This window comes from Bacillus sp. FSL R5-0286 (assembly GCF_038593245.1).
Lineage (GTDB): Bacteria > Bacillota > Bacilli > Bacillales > Bacillaceae > Bacillus > Bacillus altitudinis.
In genome coordinates, this window is record NZ_CP151977.1 from 3,137,473 (window position 1) to 3,159,180 (window position 21,708).

Annotated in this window: 20 protein-coding genes; 2 read left to right on the plus strand and 18 right to left on the minus strand. The window is 43.6% G+C overall.

The window, feature by feature from the left end; all coding sequences use genetic code 11:
* Positions 1-160: 160 nt before the first annotated feature.
* The 13 genes from NST24_RS16295 to NST24_RS16355 form a co-directional block, all read right to left on the minus strand.
* The gene (locus tag NST24_RS16295; RefSeq protein WP_096881874.1) at positions 161-1,324 is read right to left on the minus strand and encodes a DegT/DnrJ/EryC1/StrS family aminotransferase; all 1,164 of its coding nucleotides are present in this window, start codon (positions 1,322-1,324) and stop codon (positions 161-163) included.
* Complete coding sequence (locus NST24_RS16300) at positions 1,321-2,010, minus strand: acetyltransferase (protein WP_342461993.1); 690 nt, start codon at positions 2,008-2,010, stop codon at positions 1,321-1,323. Before NST24_RS16300 ends, NST24_RS16295 begins: the two co-directional genes overlap by 4 nt.
* The gene (locus NST24_RS16305; RefSeq protein ID WP_017359198.1) at positions 1,973-2,566 is read right to left on the minus strand and encodes a sugar transferase; all 594 of its coding nucleotides are present in this window, start codon (positions 2,564-2,566) and stop codon (positions 1,973-1,975) included. The genes NST24_RS16300 and NST24_RS16305 overlap by 38 nt, the downstream gene beginning before the upstream one ends.
* 20 nt (positions 2,567-2,586) lie before the next feature.
* On the minus strand, positions 2,587-4,116 hold the full coding sequence (locus tag NST24_RS16310) for an MATE family efflux transporter (RefSeq protein WP_342461994.1): 1,530 nt from the start codon (positions 4,114-4,116) through the stop codon (positions 2,587-2,589).
* 28 nt (positions 4,117-4,144) lie between these two features.
* A complete protein-coding gene (locus tag NST24_RS16315) occupies positions 4,145-5,173 on the minus strand; it encodes a polysaccharide pyruvyl transferase family protein (RefSeq protein ID WP_052472204.1) in 1,029 nt (342 codons plus the stop codon).
* The gene (locus tag NST24_RS16320; RefSeq protein WP_025208004.1) at positions 5,173-6,201 is read right to left on the minus strand and encodes a glycosyltransferase; all 1,029 of its coding nucleotides are present in this window, start codon (positions 6,199-6,201) and stop codon (positions 5,173-5,175) included. The genes NST24_RS16315 and NST24_RS16320 overlap by 1 nt, the downstream gene beginning before the upstream one ends.
* Before the next feature lie 27 nt (positions 6,202-6,228).
* On the minus strand, positions 6,229-7,332 hold the full coding sequence (locus NST24_RS16325) for an EpsG family protein (RefSeq protein ID WP_024719852.1): 1,104 nt from the start codon (positions 7,330-7,332) through the stop codon (positions 6,229-6,231).
* A 14-nt stretch (positions 7,333-7,346) separates the two neighbouring features.
* Positions 7,347-8,477 carry a glycosyltransferase family 1 protein gene (locus NST24_RS16330; protein WP_342461995.1) on the minus strand — a complete coding sequence of 377 codons (1,131 nt, stop codon included), beginning with the start codon at positions 8,475-8,477 and terminating at the stop codon, positions 7,347-7,349.
* Positions 8,470-9,309 carry a glycosyltransferase gene (locus tag NST24_RS16335; protein ID WP_342461996.1) on the minus strand — a complete coding sequence of 280 codons (840 nt, stop codon included), beginning with the start codon at positions 9,307-9,309 and terminating at the stop codon, positions 8,470-8,472. The genes NST24_RS16330 and NST24_RS16335 overlap by 8 nt, the downstream gene beginning before the upstream one ends.
* 2 nt (positions 9,310-9,311) lie before the next feature.
* Positions 9,312-10,451, minus strand: a complete 1,140-nt coding sequence (locus NST24_RS16340; protein ID WP_144666109.1) for a glycosyltransferase family 4 protein — start codon at positions 10,449-10,451, stop codon at positions 9,312-9,314.
* Positions 10,417-12,291 (minus strand): nucleoside-diphosphate sugar epimerase/dehydratase, encoded by a 1,875-nt coding sequence (locus NST24_RS16345; protein ID WP_116306249.1) that lies wholly within the window; start codon positions 12,289-12,291, stop codon positions 10,417-10,419. The genes NST24_RS16340 and NST24_RS16345 overlap by 35 nt, the downstream gene beginning before the upstream one ends.
* 165 nt (positions 12,292-12,456) lie before the next feature.
* Positions 12,457-13,140 (minus strand): CpsD/CapB family tyrosine-protein kinase, encoded by a 684-nt coding sequence (locus NST24_RS16350; protein WP_342461997.1) that lies wholly within the window; start codon positions 13,138-13,140, stop codon positions 12,457-12,459.
* The gene (locus NST24_RS16355) at positions 13,130-13,861 is read right to left on the minus strand and encodes a Wzz/FepE/Etk N-terminal domain-containing protein (RefSeq protein ID WP_024719858.1); all 732 of its coding nucleotides are present in this window, start codon (positions 13,859-13,861) and stop codon (positions 13,130-13,132) included. Before NST24_RS16355 ends, NST24_RS16350 begins: the two co-directional genes overlap by 11 nt.
* Before the next feature lie 257 nt (positions 13,862-14,118).
* On the opposite strand from NST24_RS16355, the gene NST24_RS16360 reads away from it, so the two are divergent.
* Positions 14,119-14,589, plus strand: coding sequence for a helix-turn-helix domain-containing protein (locus NST24_RS16360; protein ID WP_342461998.1), 471 nt, complete (start codon positions 14,119-14,121; stop codon positions 14,587-14,589).
* 259 nt (positions 14,590-14,848) lie between these two features.
* Here NST24_RS16360 and NST24_RS16365 read toward each other — a convergent pair whose 3' ends face one another.
* The 4 genes from NST24_RS16365 to NST24_RS16380 form a co-directional block, all read right to left on the minus strand.
* Positions 14,849-15,073: a phage holin gene (locus tag NST24_RS16365; RefSeq protein ID WP_251210475.1), complete on the minus strand. Its 225-nt coding sequence runs from the start codon at positions 15,071-15,073 to the stop codon at positions 14,849-14,851.
* Positions 15,074-15,218: 145 nt separating this feature from the next.
* Complete coding sequence (locus tag NST24_RS16370; RefSeq protein ID WP_342461999.1) at positions 15,219-16,115, minus strand: iron-hydroxamate ABC transporter substrate-binding protein; 897 nt, start codon at positions 16,113-16,115, stop codon at positions 15,219-15,221.
* A gap of 16 nt (positions 16,116-16,131) precedes the next feature.
* Positions 16,132-17,133: an iron ABC transporter permease gene (locus tag NST24_RS16375; protein WP_342462000.1), complete on the minus strand. Its 1,002-nt coding sequence runs from the start codon at positions 17,131-17,133 to the stop codon at positions 16,132-16,134.
* On the minus strand, positions 17,130-18,158 hold the full coding sequence (locus NST24_RS16380) for an iron ABC transporter permease (protein WP_342462001.1): 1,029 nt from the start codon (positions 18,156-18,158) through the stop codon (positions 17,130-17,132). Before NST24_RS16380 ends, NST24_RS16375 begins: the two co-directional genes overlap by 4 nt.
* Before the next feature lie 334 nt (positions 18,159-18,492).
* Between NST24_RS16380 and NST24_RS16385 the strand changes: the two genes are divergently transcribed.
* Positions 18,493-19,902, plus strand: a complete 1,410-nt coding sequence (locus NST24_RS16385) for a polysaccharide deacetylase family protein (protein ID WP_017359186.1) — start codon at positions 18,493-18,495, stop codon at positions 19,900-19,902.
* 15 nt (positions 19,903-19,917) lie between these two features.
* On the opposite strand, the gene abc-f is transcribed toward NST24_RS16385, so the two are convergent.
* Positions 19,918-21,477: an ABC-F type ribosomal protection protein gene (abc-f, locus tag NST24_RS16390; RefSeq protein WP_342462002.1), complete on the minus strand. Its 1,560-nt coding sequence runs from the start codon at positions 21,475-21,477 to the stop codon at positions 19,918-19,920.
* Between the last annotated feature and the right edge of the window lie 231 nt (positions 21,478-21,708).

The window sequence follows — 21,708 nt, forward strand, 5'->3', positions numbered from 1 at the left end:
TGCTCCCCCTAATTGATGCTGATAATCATTTTCATTTTAAGGAGGAAGGACTCTGTTGTCAATATCATATTTGATACGAAATGACAATATATATTCCTTATTATTCCACAAATTAAGGGATTTGTTAAAAAGAGAGGCAGGCTGCTGATGAACGAGCAGCCTATGTGGAGGATAATGCTTTCTTTTGCAGGGCGTTGTACAGTGTATCAATGACAAGCTCCTGTTCCGCGTCTGTCATGCTTGTACCAGATGGCAGGCAAAGACCTGTCTCAAATAACAACTCAGATGCAGGAACTTCATCGGCTGTTGTATAAAAAGGACAACCATGAAAGAGCGGCTGCTGATGCAGTGGCTTCCATACACGCCTTGCTTCGATCTGCTTTTGTTCTAAAGCATCTATCATCTCTACTGGAGACATCTGTACATGATGATCAATGGTGAATGTGGTCAGCCAGCGGTTTGATGTGGTTTCTTGATATTCTGGCATAAATTGAAGGCCTTCAATATCGGCTAAAGCATCTTGATAACGCTCGAAAATGCGGCGTTTTTGCTGAACACGCTCCTCTAACACTTCCATTTGTGCGATTCCTACACCTGCGAGCAGGTTGCTCATCCGATAGTTATATCCCTCCTCTTGATGTTCATAGTGTAGGGCATGTTCTCTTGCCTGTGACGCGAGAAATCGGCAGCGGTCGATGGCTGCTTCATCATCACTGACAAGCATTCCGCCTCCTGATGTTGTAATGATTTTATTTCCGTTAAAAGAGTACACACCGAACCTGCCCATTGAACCGCTTTTTCTTCCTTTATATATACTGCCTAACGATTCAGCCGCATCTTCAATGATTGGCACATCATATGCCTCACACACCGCTATGATTTCATCCATTTTCGCACTTTGTCCGTATAAATGAACGACAATAACCGCACGGGGTCTTTTCCCAAGTCGTTTTGTTTCAGCGAAGGCTTTCTCTAACGCCAGCGGACACATATTCCATGTCTCTTTTTCTGAATCAATAAAAACAGGCGTCGCTTGTTCATATAAAATAGGATTTGCACTGGCAACAAATGTGAGAGTGGAACAAAAGACCATATCTCCCTTTTGAACGCCAATGAGTTTTAAGGCAAGGTGAATGGCTGCTGTCCCAGAAGATAATGCCGCTCCACTCTTCACGCCTGCATAATCCGCGACCACTTGCTCAAATTCATTTACAAGCGGTCCTAATGGTGCAATCCAATTGCTTTTAAATGCTTCCTCTATTTTCATCTGTTCTTTTCCACTCATATGAGGAGGAGATAAGTAGATTCGTTTCCTGTCTCTCATGATTTCCCACCTTCTCTTCGATTTTTGATCTCAATTGCAGGAACGCCTACGGCGACTTTCTGATCATGTATATCTCTGGTCACTGCCGCTCCTGCGCCGATCACTGCCCAGCTTCCAATGGTTCTGCCAGGTATGACAGCAGCCCCAGCTCCAATATGAGCACCCTCTTGCACAGAGACATAGCCGGTGAGCACAGCTCCTGGGGATAGGTGCGTAAAGGATTCGAGAAAGCAGTCATGCTCCACGATAGAACCGGTGTTGATAATGGCATGCTCACCAATCACTGCATCTGCTTGCACAACAGCCCTTGCCATCACAACCGTTCCTCGGCCAATCTTCGTTGACGAGCTCACAACTGCCTCTGGATGAATCAGTGTGGCAAATGCCCTCTCTTCAAATGCGAGACGTTCTTTGATCCTCTGTCTGATTTCGTTTTGCCCAATGGCAATCAGCCATTGCATATCAGGTATTTCACACCTTACCTTTTGACTCATAGAAATCGGACCATACAGAATGCCGGTTTGAGAGTCAGCTTCCTCAAATCGATCGTCTAATACAGCACACAATGAGTAATCAGGATGCAAAAAAATCAACTCTTGAATGACCTTACTGTGTCCGCCAGCCCCTATTAAGCCAATGGGCTGCTCTTTACGTATCGGTTCCTTTGAATTTTTCAGCTGTTGCATGATTTGGCTGCTGCACCCCTTCTGTTTTGATGACTTTTAGCAAGGTCATCCATAAGATTTTCATATCGAGCCAAAACGATTGGTGCTCTACATACCAGAGGTCATAGGTGAATTTCTCCTCCCAAGAGAGAGTATTCCTCCCATTCACCTGGGCCCATCCAGTGATACCAGGCTTCACAAGATGACGCTTCGCTTGCTCCTCTGTGTACATTTGTAAATACTCCATTAAAAGCGGTCTTGGTCCAACGAGACTGATTTCCCCTTTGAGTACATTGACAAGCTGCGGCAATTCATCAAGACTGAGCTTACGAATAAAGGCGCCGGTTTTTGTTAATCGAAGATGGTCTGGAAGCAGTACGCCATGTTCATCGCGTTCCTCGGTCATCGTCCGAAATTTATAAAGCATAAACGGCTGTCCGTACAGACCAGGCCGTTCTTGTCGAAACACCACAGGAGCTCCGATTTTCCACCGAATGAGTCCATAGATGAGAAGGAAAAGGGGGCTGCCTGCGATGAGCAGGGTCAAAGCCACGACCACATCTATTATTCTTTTCATCATTGCTTCTCCTTTCCACACTAGCGAGAGACAGATCGTTCAATAGCAGCTTGTTTCACCTTACGCATGAGCTGTATCCGCTCTTGTTTTGTTCCTGCAAATTGATACAAATAGCCTAAGTAGAGAACGAAACATATTCCGCCAATACAAAATAGCTCCCACCATCTCGTCACATCATACACAGCCTGAATACCGGCACAGATCCCCCATATGAACAGAGCCCCAAACAGCGGAACGACTGTATGTTTGTAAAAGATGGTGCTTTTCTGTTTCGTGATCTTGGCTGTATACAATGGGAGAAAGACGATATTTTTCATCAATAAAACAACGGCCCCTGCTGATGCAATGCCATATAACCCAAGCTGAAGTAGGTGAGTCAGTCCATAGGCTAACAGGACATTGGAACCGCCTAATATGAGTGTCACAACCGCCGGCACTTTAAATCGGTTAAAGGCAGTCGGTACATAGGTCAGCGGTAAAAACATCAACGTGAAACACAAATAAGCCGCATGAATCATCAGCAGCCATTTTAGCTCCTCAAAGGCTGGTCCAAGCCATAACAGCATGAGCGGACCGGCAAGACCTCCTAACAGAGCCGCGGGGAATGCCACAAATAAACCACTCCATTTCATGGCATTGGCGGCGTATTGAATGAGCCCCTGCTCGTCTTGATTTGAATATAATTTTGTGATCGTTGGCGCAAACACAACCGCAAGTGTCCCTGCAAGGGTGCGCAATAATAATGGAAATTGTAAAATGGCGGCATACTGTCCAGTCGCTTCTGCCCCAATCAGTAAGTTGGTCATCAATAAATCGATTTGTAAAAACAACAAAATGCCCATTTGTTCAAATGAATGCCACACCCCTGATCGAACCAGCGTGAGACTTGAAGATAAAGAAGCGTACCGCCACTTAAACGAAAACCAAGGAATGAGTTTCTTAAAATAATAGAGACCCATTCCCAAAGCGGCGAAACTCCCCATAACGGCTGCAAGCGGAATATGCCAAATGGCTGGTGTCGTCACGGTAAATAACAGCACAATCACAAGCGCCCTGCCAAACATCTGAATGGCCTGTCCAACACTCGATACATATAATTTGTTCGCATAAAACGGTGCCGCCCCAATACCAGACATGACGAAATTGAGCATAAATAAAAGACCCCCTAACACAAAGGCGATCTGTGTATCTTTTGCAAGATGAGCAGGCACATGGAGCCAGTCAACCAACTGCTGAGACATGAATAGACAAAGTAAAAAAAGACAGATGGATAAAAAAAGAGAACTGACAAAATAGGAAGCGAGATAGCGCTGCGCTTGTTCCATCTCTCCTTTATGAGCCGCAACAGAAAAAAAACGCACCACCACAGCACTTAATGAAGCCGTAATGACCGATAAATAATTGATCATATTTTGAGTCAGATGAATCAGACCAAACGCTTCCACTCCAAGTGTATGAACAATGTAAGGCGTTAAACAAACAGACATCAGCATCATCAAGAAAAACGTCATCACATTTGCACTGACATTGTAAAGAAACGCACGGTTCATGGTGATTTCACGCAGTGTTTAAGGGCCTTCATCCAACTTCCTCTCCCTTTTGTCCGCTTGTTTTCATATGCTGATGAATGGCCTTTTTCACCGCTTCCTCCGTTGGTTCCTTCAAAAGGGTCATAAACGGCAAGTGCGCTACCCATTCATATCCTTCCATGACTTTATGATCAAACGACCTGATGACAACACACGGTGTATGTGTGATCGCACAAAAGATCATGCCATGCAGTCGATCTGTCACGACGACTTGTGCCTGTCTCAACTGCGTCCATAGCGTGGATAATTCCTCTAAACGAGTCGTTCGATTCACTCGCTTACCAATGGTCGTTGTGATAAAACCAACTTGATCATACGTTTCTTTGATATGCTCCTGCAGTTGTTCTCGTTTCTCTTTCGTGAGATACGCCTCCTTATCCTCACGCAGACAAAGCAGCACTCCTTTACGGGTTTGACTCTTTGATGTTTCGTCTAATGTCAGGACCATATCAGGCTGTTTCCACACCTCTTTATTAGGAAAATGCTTCTTCATCCATTGATAGGTGGTTTGATCTCTTGCCATCAAGAGAAGCCTCGGGTGTTGCTGATATGCTTGAATAGCGCGGCGTTCTTCTCTTTTCCCTCTCTTTGTTTCTGTAAAATGAGCAGTAGCGGGCAGCTGAATAACAGGATAGGACTTAAAGGCGTTCATGATAAATTGTCTTGTCCATTCTTCATATCGATATAAATCGCCCATGTTGCCCCCGCCGATGATACAGACAATGTCCTCTGGGTGCCGCGCGTGCTTCAGCGGACGTGCTAGACGATACATCTCCTGCATGTCTACTTCTATGATTTGATAGTCTGGAAAGTGCTTTTGTAGAAAACAGCAGCTGGCATAGGCAATTGCGTGATCACCTAAGTTGTCATGTGCCGGCAGCAGCGTGAGAATGATTTTCTTCTGATGACGCAGCTCTGGAAATCTTTGGCGGCTCAACCTATATTGAAGTGGATACTTGACCTTTAAGAGCAGCCACTCTGCGGCATGTGCTTTTAATTGCTGCAATGTCACACTCATCACCCCGATTTTCTCGTTTGATATTCAATCCATTTTTGATAGCTTGAAGCTGCGGCAGAGAGCGGATACACCCACTGCATCCTAGCAAGGAATAAGATCATTCGCTTTCGCACAGTCAGCTTCGATGGTTCCACTTGTTTCACAGCCTTCTGAAAAGCTTCATGTGTCACCATTTCACGCATATGACCAAGCTTTTTTTGAAAGGAAAGGGAATTTTGGCTCTTCCATTCATTGAGCATACAATGCAGCGTATGATTCACGATAAAAAAATAAAAAGCCTTCTCATATGGTGTCAGCTCATCATGCTCTTTTAAAAACAAACGCTGCGCGTCATAAAACGCCAGTCCATGCTGAAAATACTGCTTTTGATATCGCTGGACAATGGATGACAAATGAACCCGGTAATAATAAAGTGGCTCATGAACAAAGGCAATGACACGTGATAAAGAAAAACAGCGCAGCGTGACATATTGATCTTCAATATTCTCAAGCTCACCTCTCAACGGAAAACGGATATGATGCTTTTCGATAAACGCCCGCCGATACAGCTTATTCCATGAGAATCCCGTGATCTCACCATGTAATAACGATTCTATTAAACTTGTCTTATCGGCTTCCTGCTGAGCTAACAGCGTCGTCGGTATGATCCGTTTTGACTGTTCAAACTGAATCCAATATTCACTGACAACAAGATCGGCACCGGTGTTTTCGGCTTCTTGATATAAAGCCTCACAGTATTGAGGTGCGAGAACATCGTCTGAATCAACAAAGGCAAGATACGTTCCTGTTGCTTCTTCTATGCCCCTGTTCCTCACCGCTCCCAGCCCTTGATTGGTTTGGTGAATCACCCGAAATCGCTCATCACGCGCAGCAAACGCTTCAAGGATGTCTCCACTGTGATCGGTAGATCCATCGTTAATGAGGATGACCTCTATATCTGAAAAGCTTTGGTCTGCAATCGATTGAAGACACTGCTCCACATATTGACTAGTGTTATAGACTGCGACCAATAGACTGATAGCTGGCATGACAGCAAGCCCCACCTTTCTTCAAATCTACTTTGTAAAAATCGTTCGGTACGGTAAAACAGAAGAATCAAACGGCATCAGCATGATGCTGTACAAAATATAGCAAACCGCAATTCCGATATACATAAAGAAATTGGTTCGCTGGTCAAAAATCCGTGTGAAATAAGGTAGTAAAATGAGCTGATACAGACCAAAGTAAATATGAAATCTTGCATAAATGACATCCTTCGTTGCAAGGATGCCAAACAAAAATCCAAGCAAGCAAAAATTCACAATATAATCACTCTCTGGCGTCAGCTCACGAAGTCGTTTTCGACAAAAGAACGCAAGCAATAACGGTAAAATCAAGACACCAATTTTCGTCACATTCATTCCATTCGTATTCGTTGTCAGCCACTCCTCGTAATGACCATAAGAACTCCCTTGCAGCATCACCACAAACACGGAGACAAAGCGGTCATACAGAGCGGTTAAACCTAGAAAAATCATGCATAACACAAGCATCATCCAAGACCATGCCTTTGTTCTGACGATGAAATAGACTGGAATCATAATGAGTGCCGAGGAATGAAATAGCGCGCATACAAGCACGAGCGGAAAATACCATTTCCACTGACCTTTGATGACAAACTGGATGGCATAAAAAAGAATCGCTGCCACCATATACTGCCGCATGCCATTAAACGAAGCGTAATAATGAAATGTACCGAGAAATAGCAGCATACTAAGCTCAAATGGCCGTCCATATCGCACAAGTGTTTTGATAATAAAAAAATAGGTGATGATCCCAACTGTGATATACATGATTTGCGGCTCATGTGATAGTTGATTGAGCATCCATAAGATCAATGTAAAGCCCGGATCAGTGGCGGCCTTGTCTACACCGAATCCGAAAATATGCCAAGGCTTGTCATAGTTGACGGAGAACTCATACATTTGTCCATAGGTTACAAAATCAGTTCCTACTTTGTAGCGTATGCCCGCCACAATACAAAGAAATAAAAATGGAAAAAACACCAGAAGCTTGTTCGGCCGCCAGCCGCTTTGTATGGTATCATCACGTCTGCCATAAAATGCAGCAAAGCTCGACCATAAATAGACCATGATCATGTTCACCAAATAAACCGCCATCTGCCAATCCTTCCTTACAATCCATACACATTCATCACACGGGTGATGTTCTGTTTTACATCAAATCCTCTAAGGCCAAGCTGAGAAATAATCGTCTCCTGAAGAGGAGGGTCTGCATGGTAGGCTTCTAGTATGGCTTTCATCCACTCATGTGCTGAATCTTGCAAGGATTTCCGTTTCACAAGCCCACAACCTAAATCGACTTCCTTTGTGATATGATCTGAAATCACACATGGGAGTCCAGATGCCTGCGCTTCCACTAATACGAGAGGAAGACCTTCAAACAAAGAAGGCATCACAAACACATCAAATGCTTTCATATACTGCGGAACCTCTGAGACAACGCCCGTAAACACAATGTCTTCCATTAATCCTGCTTTCACTGCATACGATTCAACCACTGGCCGGAGCGGCCCATCTCCGATGAGAACTAGCTGAAAGGAGACCCCTTGTTTTTTCAGTGTCTGCGCTAATTCGATGAAAAAAACATGGTTTTTCTGCTCATGAAATCGGCCAATATGTCCAATGATCAGTTTTCTCTCGTGAAGATGGAGGTCTTTTTTCATCTTCACCTTCGCTTCTGGCTCCAACTGAAAAAAAAGGTCCAAATCAATCCCATTTGGTAAAATGTCCACTCGTCCATCGTGCATTCTTTTTTGTCCAAATAAAAAGACACCGGCATCTTCACCGCATGCAACAAGCTGCGTAGAAAAGGCAAAGATCAGCTGACGAAATCCTTTGAGCATCAAATGATCAACCCGGCTAGGAGTCTGTTTCCAAGCCGTATTATGTGAATGGCAAATGCGTATCTTCACACCTGCCAGTTTCGCAGCAAGGGCAGAAAAGCCCGTTTGAAAATCTGTATGTGCATGCACCGCCTGATAAGGTCCCGTTTGCTTGATCGTCTTCGTCAACGTTTTGACAAACGTCCATGGAGAGGACGCTCCAATACTTGGGACATAAAAAATCCGCCCGCCAAGCTGAAGAATTTCCTCATCGTAATCACAGACATCCTCCCGGTGGGTAATGAAATCAAATTGAAGAACATTCCGGTCGATTGCACGATAGATATTCATGATCATCGTTTCTGCTCCGCCTCTGTTCATTCCGCCCACAACATGAAGTACACGCTTTGGCTCACTCATCCCGAATCGTCCTCCTTTTCACCATAGATCTTCCAAGTTTCCGCTGATGATAAAACCTCATGATCTTTGGTGACATACAGGCACGGATGACCGGCTTAAGCGCAAAGAGATAATCAAATGGCGACAATTTTAATTGCTTGCATGCTTTTAACACAAGCCAGGCATTGTCCATTGAATATCGGAATTTCCGGCGCTGAAAGGCCGCTTCATCCTCCCTTACAAGGTATAAGGGCTCTTGCAAATTAAAGCCTTTTCTCCCCGTAGCAAAAAAACGAATCCAAAGATCGATATCTTCCATCCGTCTGGTTGTTTTTACAGAACGATAGCCATTTAAAGCCTTGTAGGCAGACGCTCTCATCATAATCGTCCCATGACAAAAAGGCGTTCCCCTTGCTAGCACCCTTCGATCAGGCTCTGAGACAAGGGCTCGAACGCCCTTCGCCCCTGACTCATCAAACACCGTCATCGCCGTACCAACCACATCATATTCTGGATGCGCTTCGAGGAAATGAACCTGTTTTTCTAATCGTGTAGACACTGATATATCGTCGCCATCCTGTCTTGCAATCAGTTCTCCATTCGCTTCAGTGAGACAACGATTTAAACTGGCGGCAAGTCTTTGATTGTGTTCGTTTTGAATGAGGCGAATTCTATCTGGATCACGCATGGTATAGTGCAGCACTTTTTCATAGGTGCCATCTGTTGATGCGTCATCACATATGATGAGCTCCCAGTTTTCATAGGTTTGACGAAGAATCGATTCAATGCTTTCTTCTACTGTCTCTTGGCAATTGTAAACACCCATGATAATCGATACTTTCGGCTGACGCATGCTCACATCACCTTCTCTTTTTGGTCCATATACGTTGTGTAAATTTCCTCCATTGCACTTACCGTCTGCTCCTGTGCAAATGCGTGAGCCATAGAACGTCCCGCTTTCCCCATTAGGTGAAGCTGGTCCTTTTTATGGTAGAGCTGTTGTAAATAAACGGCTAAACCATTCACATCATTCGGTTTGATTAAAAAGCCGTTCACTCCATGTTTGACGAGCTCACAATGCCCTCTATTTTCTGTTGCAATCACCGGCTTTTCAGCAGACATCGCTTCAAGAAGATTCATCCCAAGTCCTTCTCTCAAGCTGGTTGATACACATACATCGCTCATATGCATCCAATCTTCGATGTGTTTGCAAAATCCCGCAAACTGTACATGTTCCTCAAGATTCAGCTGACAGACCAACTTTTCATAGGACGACCGACTTGTCCCTTCTCCAGCAAATACAATTTTCACATGTGGTATATTCCGATACACCTGCGCGCAAGCTTTGATGAGCATTCCTTGATTTTTATTGTCATTTAATTCACCAGCACACAGCACGATAAAATCTTGCGTGGTAAAACCATATGCTTTACGAAGGCGGTCTTTTTCTTTGTCATCAACTGGTGCAAATCGCTTCATATCGACACCCATACCGGGAACATAATGCACAGCCGCCTTCTCTTTTGACAGACGATCGGCTCTTTCATAGTCTTCTCCATTAATGGTGATGAGTGCATCTGTATATTGAACGAGCCATCTCTCAACTGGATAATAAAGCAGCCAATTTTGAAGCGGTGCCCCCTTCCAAAAGTGAAACCCATGCGCTGTGTAAAGAACTTTCGTCCCTTTTTTGCGCGTCCCTTTGGCCGCTAGCCTGCCAATGACACTCCCCATCGGTGTGTGACAATGGATGAACTGATAATGCTCTTTTTCTAACAGCTTTTTCAGCTCCACATAAGCAAGCCGGTTGTGCAAATGAAAAGGGGAACGCTGAATCGGAATGGAATGCGCTTGATCCACATACGGTAGCTCCAGCTGGCCATTTGCCGCTGTATGCACTTCCCATCCTTGTTCCTGAAACCATCTGAAATACGGGAGATGGAACGCCTTAAAATGATAATCAACCGTTGCGCAAAACAAGACTTTTTTCTTCATTAGCAAGTGGCTCCTCCTCTCGTTGCATCGGTTCAGGCAATACATCATGCGACTCAATGGCGGCAAACAAGGCCTGTCTTAATTGATCGTCACTCATCATGTTAAATTCGTGAATAAAGCGGTTCAGCACATACGGATCTCCATCCAAGGCATGCCCGATATGGATTTTCGGGAAAATTTGCTCCTGTGCTTTTTCATGCTGGTTGAGTAACTCCTCGTACATTTTCTCTCCGGGACGAATCCCCGTAAATGTGATTGGAATCTGGTCTGTGGTGTAGCCTGAGAGGTGAATGAGGTTTTCTGCGAGGTCGACAATTTTGACTGGCTCCCCCATGTCTAAAACAAAAATCTGCCTTCCTTCTGCTAGTGCACCAGCTTGAATAACAAGCCTTGATGCTTCTGGTATCGTCATAAAATATCTTGTCATGGCTGGGTGCGTGACAGTCACTGGCCCGCCTTTTTCAATTTGTTTTTTAAAGATCGGAATGACGCTTCCCCTGCTTCCGAGTACATTCCCAAACCGGACGGCGACAAATTTCGTTTCACTGCTTGCCCCCATTTGCATAATCACCATTTCAGCAAATCGCTTTGTCGCTCCCATCACATTGGCAGGGTTGACCGCTTTGTCAGATGAGATGAGGACAAATGTTTCAACTCTGTGCTCATGTGCAGCTTCTGCCACATTTTTTGTCCCGATGATATTGTTTTTCACCGCTTCTTTCGGGCTGATTTCCATGAGCGGGACATGTTTATGTGCGGCGGCATGATAAATCATATCCGGCTGAAAATGACCAACGATTTCACTCATTTTTTGTTTATCTTGAATATCCGCAATTTGTGGATATAGGCTAATGCTGTCTCCATACAATTCTTTCAGCTCTAGTAAAATAGAATGAATGCTAAATTCTCCATGTCCCACAAGCACAATCGCCCGAGGGGAAAATACACAAATTTGACGACAGATTTCTGACCCGATAGACCCGCCAGCTCCTGTCACCATAATCGTTTTTCCTTTTAGGTGAACGGATAGACGGCTTGTATCTAATTGAATCGGCTCTCTTCCAAGCAAATCCTCTGGCTGTACATCCCGCAATTGATTCAGCGCATGGGTTCCTTTTAAAATCTGTTCCATTTCCGGCATAATCTGTGTTTTGATTCCAGTCGCTACACATTCCTTATATAGTCCTTTTAATGTGTGACTGCTTTTGGATGGAATAGCGATAATGATCTTTTGAATATCCATCATCGCAACAGCCGTTTGAATATGTTCTTTTCCCCCAAGAACAGGCAGCCCCATAATTTCAAGCTTATGCTTTGTTTTGTCATCATCAATGAAAGCGACCGGCTCAATATGTACATCACTCGACTGCTGAAGCTGACGAACAATAATGGTCCCGGCTGATCCAGCGCCAATGATTAGTGCCCGCTCCTTTTCAACTTGAAACCGCTTGGCACCATCATGAAACAGCCTGGATGCCATTCGTGATGCACCGATGAATAACACATGGAAAAGCCAGACAATAAATAAAAAACGAAATGGCCATGTCTGCACAAAAATGTACAGCATCGTCATAGAAAATAAAAATGAACACGCAAAGGTCTTCATTAAAGAAAATAGCTCTCTAACCCCTGTATAAGCCCATACTTGCTTGTACACGTGAAAAATATACGAAAACAAATGGTGCCCGATCAGTAGACTGAGCGAAGAAATGACGAGCATTTCAAATGTATATACGGTTAACGCTGCCTCTTGGACAAATTGAAAGCCAAAAAAGACGGCAACTAAGATGAGATATGAATCTAGTGCCACGATGATTGATAATCTTTGGGCGTAAGTCAACGCTCCTCCCCCTTTTTAAAACATCACTATTCTTACGTAAAATGGGCATCAAACCCGTCCTCACATCCCACTACCGATGACGAGCATCTAAGGCATATGTCATGCCCACAGCAGGATCGAGTGCCTCCGTTGTTAAAGATTAGGAGACATCACCTATCAATCTCTTTAATACATATAGTGCCTTCCCTTTTTCACTTTCTTGCCATTTAGCATCGCCCCAAGCAGTTTCCCTGTCGTACCCTCTAATACTTCTTTTGATTTCTTCACAGCGGCAATCTTCGTTTTACCGCTTAAAACCACAAGAATGCTTCCATCCGTCCGGTTCGCTAATATTTTGGCATCGGCTACAGGCAGAAGCGGTGTGGAATCAACAATCACCATGTCATACTGCTGTTCAATCTCGTAAAATAGCTGCTTCATCACAGAGGAGGAAAGCAGCTCAGCGGGATTTGGCGGAATGGTCCCACTCGGAAGCAGCTCTAAATGCTCAATCGATGTAGGCAAAATGGCTTCTTCCAAACTGCAATTATTTAATAGCACATTGGTCAATCCGGTGTGTGGACTCAGATCAAAATATTCATGAATGGCTGGTTTACGTAAATCAGCATCCATGAGCAAGACCCGTTTTTTCTGCTGTGCAAAAACAGCTGCCAAGTTTGCAGCCGTAAATGATTTTCCTTCCTTCGGCAAGGAGGATGTGACCAATATCGACTTCAGCCTCGTTTGAATCGACGTGAATTCGATGTTTGTTCGGATCGTTCGGAATTGTTCCGCAATGACAGAGTGAGGATTTAATACAGAAATACAGGATAAATCTCTTTTTTCTCGTTTTTTCCTCTTAAAAATCAATGTTCTGTCCTCCCGTTATGACGGACTGCTTGTCTTTTTTTGCCCTCCTGTCTGCCTGCATCTGATAGACACTGCCGAGCGACGGCAATCCGATCTCTTCTCTTATTTGATGTGTTCGTTTCACCGTATCATCGAGTAAATTCATTAAGAAAATGAGTGTCATTCCCCCTAATACAGAGGCGCCTAGTGCCAGAACGATGTGAACGAATTTACGTGAGTTCATCAGTATCGTGTTGGACAGCTTGGCTTCAGACAAAACATTAATGCGATCCATATTCATGGTTTTTTTGATTTCTTCTTGCAGCACCTCTGTGGCTGTATTCGCAATGGCTACTGCCTTCGCGCGGTCCTCATCTTGTACAGAAATATTTATGACCTCTGACTCATTTTCTGTACTTGTGGCAATTTTGTGTTTTAATCCTTCCGCCGATTCTGTAAGATTGAGTGTTTCTTTTACTTTTTCAATAACGATTGGACTTTTTAATAGGACTTGAAAGGTACGTGTATATTGAAGGTTCATCTGAATATCGTTTAAATTCGCTTGTGCATCACTGCTTCGTTTATGAACAAGAATTTGAGTGGTTGCCTGATATACAGGAGTCGAGACATAGAACTGATAGTAGGCTGAAATGCCCGTTACGATCAGGACAATCAGGATCAGAAGGGCCATTTTCTCTTTTATGACAGAAAACAGCTGCTTAAAACCTATATTCTCATTCATAGATACCTCCCGATTTCATCATAAAAAGGTTATATATGGTTTCTTTTTGTTAATGATTGGATTATAAAAGATAATACCCGCAAAGAAAAATGTCATAATAGGTCTTATAGTTCTTTTTAAAGAACGAAATCGTTCGTTTTCTTTTGTTTACTTCCTGTTTCTTACGTTTTTGAATTTTATAAAGAACAATTTATTTCTTATAATGAACGAAAAGGTCGCAGAACGATTCGCCGGGGAGAAGGGAGATCATATATCGAATGATAGGAAAGGTGATACGCATTTACCGAAAGAGGAAAGGATACTCAATCCAGCAGCTGGCTGAAGATGCCCATGTCTCTAAATCGTATTTGAGTAAAATTGAGCGTGGTGTCCATCGTAATCCATCTGTCCAGTTTTTAAAAAAGGTATCCTCATCACTAGACATTGATTTACAAGAGCTGTTTGATGCAGAAACGATGATGTTTCATTACGCTGAGGGCGGTGAACAGGAGTGGCGGGATCATATCGTTCATGCCGTCCAATCCGGCATGCCTAAAGAAGAACTGTATCAGCTGCTCCAAACCTACAGAAAGGAGCAGGAAGGAAAGACGTTACATGTCCATCAGAGAAAGCTGACCGACTCAAATATGTCAGAATGGAATCGTCTCATGAGTGAAGCAAAGGCCATTGGCTTAACCATCGAGGAAGTGAAAGCGTTTCTTACCAATATGGGAGAACACCGGGCGTAAGCCACTGAGATCAAACCAATTTGCGGGGAGAGGCGCTTGTCGCTTCGATGAAATAGAGCCTTTTTATATGAAAAGGCTCTTTTCAGTTTATGGACAAAGGGCTAAAATGAACTTATTTTAGCCCTTTGTCTTCTTTTCAGCGTGATAGAAAACCTTTGCAGCCTAGTAAGGACGAGCACCAGCGCACAGGACTGACACCGAATGCGAGGGTTTGTCTACATGCTGAGAGCCTTTTTGCATAAAAAGGCTCTGTTTTCTATTATTCATCTTTTTTGGTTCGTGCTTTTTTCGTAATATCATTGTTCTTCCAATAGGCCCATAGTGATGTGATGCCAAGAAAGGCTAACGTAATGAATTGCTGCACACCTTCTTCATCAATTGGAATTGGGCTTTTTCCTGCAGCAGTGAGAGCGCTGTTCACAAGTGCCAATAAAAGCAGCACAAGCCTCGCAATAGTGCCTGCACTAATTTTTTGAACCTTCAACTGTAACCCCTCCCCTTATCCTTTCATACGGGCGATACTGCTCGTTCCCTCTCATATGTATGCAAAAAGCGAATGAATAGAAGAATGAATCAAAAAAAGAGACATCATTCCTATATGCGGAATGATGCCTTGATTTATGTGCTGATTATTTAGAGAACATCTTTTTTGCTTCATCCATTGCCATTTTGTTGCCTAGAGCTGAATAATCTAGCCATGGCTGATCGGCAATCGGATACACTTGGTTTTTCTTCACGGCTTTTAGGCCTTTCCAAATCGGCGTCTGCTCTAACTGTTTGAATGCCTGCTGCGCCTTGTCATCACGGTTCACGACGACAAAAATAGCATCTGCATCAAAGTCAGGAAGCACTTCTTGAGAAATGACTTCAAATGGACGTTTGCTGTCCAATTTTTTCACACCATCTACAGGTGTCAGTCCTAAATCATCGTATAAAATTGGACCCATCGGACGTTTCATACTAAATACTCGAAGCTCTTTTGCTGATACACGAATCGCCATCACTTTTCCATTTCCAATCTTTTTCTGGATGAGTGATTTGACTTCTTTTGCTTCTTGATTGTAGTCCTTAATATATTGATCGGCTTCTTTTTCTTTATTGACGAGCTTGCCGATTTTTTTCAAATGATCACGCCATGTGCCATCATTTAAATTAAACACTTCGGTTTTGGCGATTTTCTTGTATTTTGATAAGTCTTGTCCAGCCAGTTCTTCATCGACGTAAATGACATCTGGTTTTAAAGCAAGCAATGACTCCATATCAGGATCTGCTGCGATGCCCAGCTTTTTCGTTTGGCTAAGCTGCTTTTTCGCATGTGGAAGGAAATCTTTTAAGTCTCCCCCTACAACAGAGCCAGCAGGTTTTATCCCGAGTGCTAATAAGTCATTTGTTAAATGAATCGACAAGGACGCAATCTTAGGTGTTCCGTTTTCATCTTGATTTGTTGTCTTCTTTGTTTCCTGTTGACCACAAGCGGCCAGAATCAAAAAACAGAGCGTTAAACCAAACACAAGTACTTTTTTCATGATGAGTTCCTCTTTCTTATTTTGTTTTTGTTAATAAATAGAGAAAATAAGGTGCTCCGATAAAAGCCACAACCACACCTGCTGGGATGGCATTTGGGGCAAATATGGAACGTCCGAGTGTATCAGCACTGACCAAAATCAACAATCCAAGCAAGGCGCTCACTGGTAAAAAATATTGGTGCAGTGAGCCGACAAGACGCCTCGCCAAATGAGGTGCAACAAGGCCAATAAAACCAATTCCGCCTGTCATCGATACACTTGCACTCGCTAGACCAACAGCTAAGGTGAGAAGAAAAAGTCGTTTGCGCTCTACACGTACTCCGACACTTGAAGCGACGGCATCACCTAACGTTAACGCATTGAGTGTGCTGGACTGCATGAGCGTAAGCGGGACAAGACATACGATCCAAGGTAGGAGCGCAAGCACATGAATCCAGTCTCTTCCCCATACATTTCCCACAAGCCACCTTGAAGCGAAGGTGTATGTATCTTCATCCAGTTTCAATGACAAATATAACGTCAATGCACTAAACCCCGCAGCTACGGCAATTCCAACAAGGATCAGCCGGATAGGCACAAGCCCTTCATGCCTGTCGTACGCAAGAAGAACGATGACTGCCGCCGCAAGTAGGCCTCCACCAAATGTAAAGAGCGGAATGAGTAAAGATGGATTTCCTTCTAGTACGTGAAAATACGTCACAAAGATGATTAAGCCGAATGCGGCTCCTGCATTCAGACCAATAATCCCAGGGTCAGCCAGTGGATTGCGGGATAAACTCTGCAAAATGCCACCTGCGATGCCTAGACCTATTCCAGCTAGTATCGTCACGACGATTCGAGGCAGACGATAATCAAACAGCACCGTCTCACTTTGGAAATCTCCAAAGCCAAATAACGTTTTGACGACAACGAGAGGACTGAGTTTCAGCGTGCCGGTATTTAAACTATACAGCACGACAGCCGCACTCAGACAAAGCAAAACGGCTGTCACGACAAGAGCACGCTGTTTCTCTTTCATGACAGGTTCCTCCCTTCTTTTCTGGCAATATATAAGAAGAAAGGAACACCAACAAGTGCCACCATGACGCCAATGGCAAGCTCTCTTGGCGGATTTACTGTCCGGCTGGCAAGATCAGCGAAGACGAGAAGCATTGCGCCTAAAATCGCTGACATCGGAATGACGAAACGATAATTGACCCCAACCAGCTTTCGTGCAATATGCGGAATGACAAGCCCGACAAACCCAATAGACCCAACCGCCGATACAGAAACGCCTGCCAGCAGAACCGCAGCTGCCATACCTAGTATTCGCACTTGCCGGGTTTTCACCCCTAAATTCGCAGCTACATCTTCACCAAGTGATAATAACGAGAGGGATCGTCCTAATAACATCGCCCAAACGATGACAATGAGAATGACTGGAGCAAGGATCATCAGCTGCGGCCATTTGACACCTGCCACACCCCCTGCATACCAAAAAGCCAGATCCTGACTGAGATCAAAGTAAATGGCGATACCTGAGCTTAGCGCATGCAGCAATGCGGCAACAACAGCTCCAGCTACAGTGAGCCGAAGTGGGGTTAGCACGCCGCCAGCCGCCCCAATGGCAAAAATCGTCAGTGTACTGAGAACGGCACCAAAAAAAGAAAATAACATCAATGCCGAATAAGGCATTCCTGGAAAAAAAGCAAAACAGAGAGCGACTACAAACATCGCACCGCCGTTAATGCCTAATATCCCCGCATCTGCCAGCGGATTTCTTGTAATGCCTTGCATGAGCGCACCTGCCACAGCAAACGCCGCTCCAACAAGCGCAGCTCCTAGCACACGAGGAAGCCTTAATTCATGAATGATCTGCTGCTCTGTCACATGAGACTGATAGTCAAACACAGCTGTCCAGACCGTTTGCAAAGACAATGACTTTGCACCGTATGAAACAGCCAAAAACATAGCTGCCAATAAACCAATGACAGCGAGAAAAAACAATAAAAAGAACAAAATAGGTGATGATCGTTTTTGTTGAGATGTTCGCTTATCCGGCAAAATCGGTGTCATCCTTTTCTTCATTAAAAGTCAGTTTGAAAATGAGAATCATAATCATCAAAATTATAGCCGTCAGCCTCTGAAAAATCAATGTACGGCTCATTTTTTTAATTATTGAAGGTATGTGTAGACGGCAAATAAGAGAATTCTTTTCTTCTGCTTTTTCTCGTTCTGAAAGACCTATCAATTTTTACAGTATTTTAATAGGAAAATAGTTGACATTCCGCATGAAAATCCCCTAAAATTACAAAAGTAAGTCAAATGTTATAAAAATATTACAAACAGATGTCAAAGAAATAAAGAATGACCCGTCATGAGAGGAGAATTGAAAGTTGTGTCAGTAAAGGGAAAATGGAGTATCATCCTATTTGCGCTTGCCATCGTCATTGGAGCAGTTGCATTCTTTCAAAATCAGCAAGCAAGCGGTACAGAGAAGAAAAATGTGAAGCAGGATACGAATTATAAAAATGTTGAAATTGTCACTCTTGTAAATGACGGGAAGTTTATGAGATATGCGGTGAACTATCCACTTTTTCATCAAAAAAAGCTAGATGACAAGATTCAAAGCTATGCGAATTCAGCATTAGAGCATTTCAAAAAGACATTTAGTGAAGCAAAGGACATTGATGAAAACAAACGGTTTGAACTGAATATTGACTATGACATGGTGCACTATGCAAAACAATCTGCGGCCATTTATTTTACGACCTACACGTATACAGGTCAGCAAAATGGGACCACTCATCACGTCACAATCAATTTCGATTTTCAGAAAAAAGACTTTCTTGACACAAAAGATTTATTTCAACCAAAAAAGGACTATTTGAAAAAATTATCCTATATTACATACACGGAGCTTAAAAAAGATAAAACCTTATCTAAGGATCTATCACTCCTTCAAAAAGGAACAGCCCCTACTGATCAAAACTTCAGTCAATTCGCCTTAAAAGAGAAATATATAGAGTTCTATTTCCCAGCTTCTCAAGTAGCCGCAAAGGACTTAGGTCCGCAAACGCTGGCGATCAAAAAGACGTTGCTAAAAGATATCTTGAAGCCGGAATATATGAATAAGACCAAAAATCAGAATGAAATCAAAGAACCGAATCCAAAAAGAAAAGCCGTCAAGCTGCCGCAAAAGCCAAAGCTTGATCCGAATAAAAAAGCCATCGCACTCACATTTGATGATGGTCCAAACCCAGCCACAACTTCAACCATTTTAGCAGCGCTGAAGGAAAATAAAGGACACGCCACCTTTTTCGTATTAGGAAGCAGGGTTCAGTATTATCCTGGAATGCTTGCCGACATTTTAAAGGGCGGAAATGAGATCGGAAACCATTCATATAACCATCCTTTATTAACGAGACTCCCTCTAAAAGAAGCGGTCAAACAAGTAAAAGACACGCAGAAGCTGATTGAAAAGGCCAGCGGTTATACTCCTACGCACTTTAGACCGCCATATGGAGGAACAAATCCCGACATCAATCAAGCGGTGGGCATGAACGTTTCATTGTGGGATGTCGATCCTGAGGACTGGAAAATTCGCAACAGCCAGCAGATCACAAACCATGTTCTCTCACATGCAGCAGATGGCAAAACCGTACTCATGCACGATATTTATGACAGCTCTGCTCGAGCAGCAGTGAAGATCATACATGAACTCACCAAACAAGGCTACCAGCTTGTCACAGTCAGCGAACTTGAACAATTGAAAAAAGAACGAAACGAACAGACCCCTGTGCAGTAAACACAGGGGCTTTTTTTATGACTCTAACAACTTCTTTCTTTTTAACAATGCTTGAAACGTCTCTTCAAGCTCATGAGAAGGCTCGATGCTTAAACGACTGAGCACTTCAGACAGCTGCATATCAATCAGCAAGAGCTCTTCTTCTTTCTTTGTAGCAGCTGGCTTTTCTTCCTTTTGTTTATATTCTTCATAGGTACCATCAAAGCGTTCAATGGTACCCTCGTGCACATGAAGAATACGAGTAGCCACCTGCTCAATGAGCCTCCTGTCGTGGGAGACAAACACAACTGTGCCCGGGTAATCTTTTAAAAGTCCTTCAAGCGCTTCTACTGCCGCAAGGTCTAAAAAGTTCGTCGGTTCATCAAGCATCAGAACATTGGCATCACTGACGAGCAACTTTGCAAGCATCGTCTTCACCCGTTCCCCGCCGCTTAATACGTTCGTCACCTTATACACATCGTCTCCCCGAAACCCAAGTCTCGCTAAAACGGTGCGAACGATCGTCTCATCTTGAATCGCCTGTTCCAGTGCATTTTGTAAGATCGATTCATCTAGATTCAGTCCTGAAAGATCTTGGCTGAAATAGCCAATCTTCACGGCTTCTGAAAGAAAAATCCCGGGATGTCCGTTTACAAGCATTCGGAGAAATGTCGTTTTACCGCTCCCATTCTTCCCAATGATCGCGACTTTGTCTCCGCCTCTCACTTCTACATTCGCTTTTTTCCAAAGGACTTTATCTCCTGCCATGCCATCTACATGTTCGATACGAAAAATGGAGCGGCTTGCCACTTCCTTCATGGTGTGCTGCGTCATTTGAAGAGGCTGGACTTCCTTTACCTTCTCCACCTTTTCTAATTTCTCCATTCTTGTTTCAATAGATTTGGCTGTTTTTTGAAGCTTTTTTTGCTTGTTTGCATAATAAGGCTTCGCAATTTTAGGCCCCGAGGATTTCAGCTTTGGAGATGGCTTTGTCGCTTTGTCGGCTTTTTTCATTTTCTTTTGCAGTGCATGTTCTAACTGTTTTTTCTTTTGGGTATACACCTCGTACGCCTCCACGTGCTGGCGATGTTCGAGTTCTTTTTGCCGGGCAAAATCGCTGTAGTTGCCTTTGTATGGTTTGAGCTTCCCATCTTTCAATTCCCAAATGTCTGTACATAACGCATCTAAAAAAGCACGGTCATGCGAGACGACAATCAGAGCACCTTGATGATAACGAAGCTTTTCTTCTAGCCACTCAATATGCTCCGTATCTAAATGAGTCGTCGGTTCATCGGCTAATAAAAGGGCAGAAGGCCGGCTTAAAGCTCTCTCAATATAAGCTTGAGTCATCTCTCCGCCACTTTGTCTGCCATCTCCTGTCTTTAGTTGAGGAAGCAGCGTACAAGTTGTAGTGTGTGCAAATGTGCCGCTGTCTGGTTTTTCCCTACCCGCTAGTACATGGAGCAATGTCGTTTTCCCACTGCCATTTGTCCCTACAAGGCCGATTCGGTCCCCTTGATGAATGGCCAGCTCCTCTATATCAAATAACAAACGATCCTTTCGAAATACTTTTAATTGGTGGGCTCTCAGTAACATCCAACCCTCTCCTTTCGTATCAGGAGACATGAAAAAGCCTCCCATTCTCAGAATAGGAGGCAAAATGGTGTACAAAAATAAGCGTATCGATACAGAATGACATGCGGTTCAACAAATGAGCACACATATCCCCCGTATCCATCACTTCAATCTTTGATTCCCAAGCTGTACCATCCTATTCCGAAGCTAAAAAATGAAAACGCAGCAAACATAGCAACACATATCGTTTGC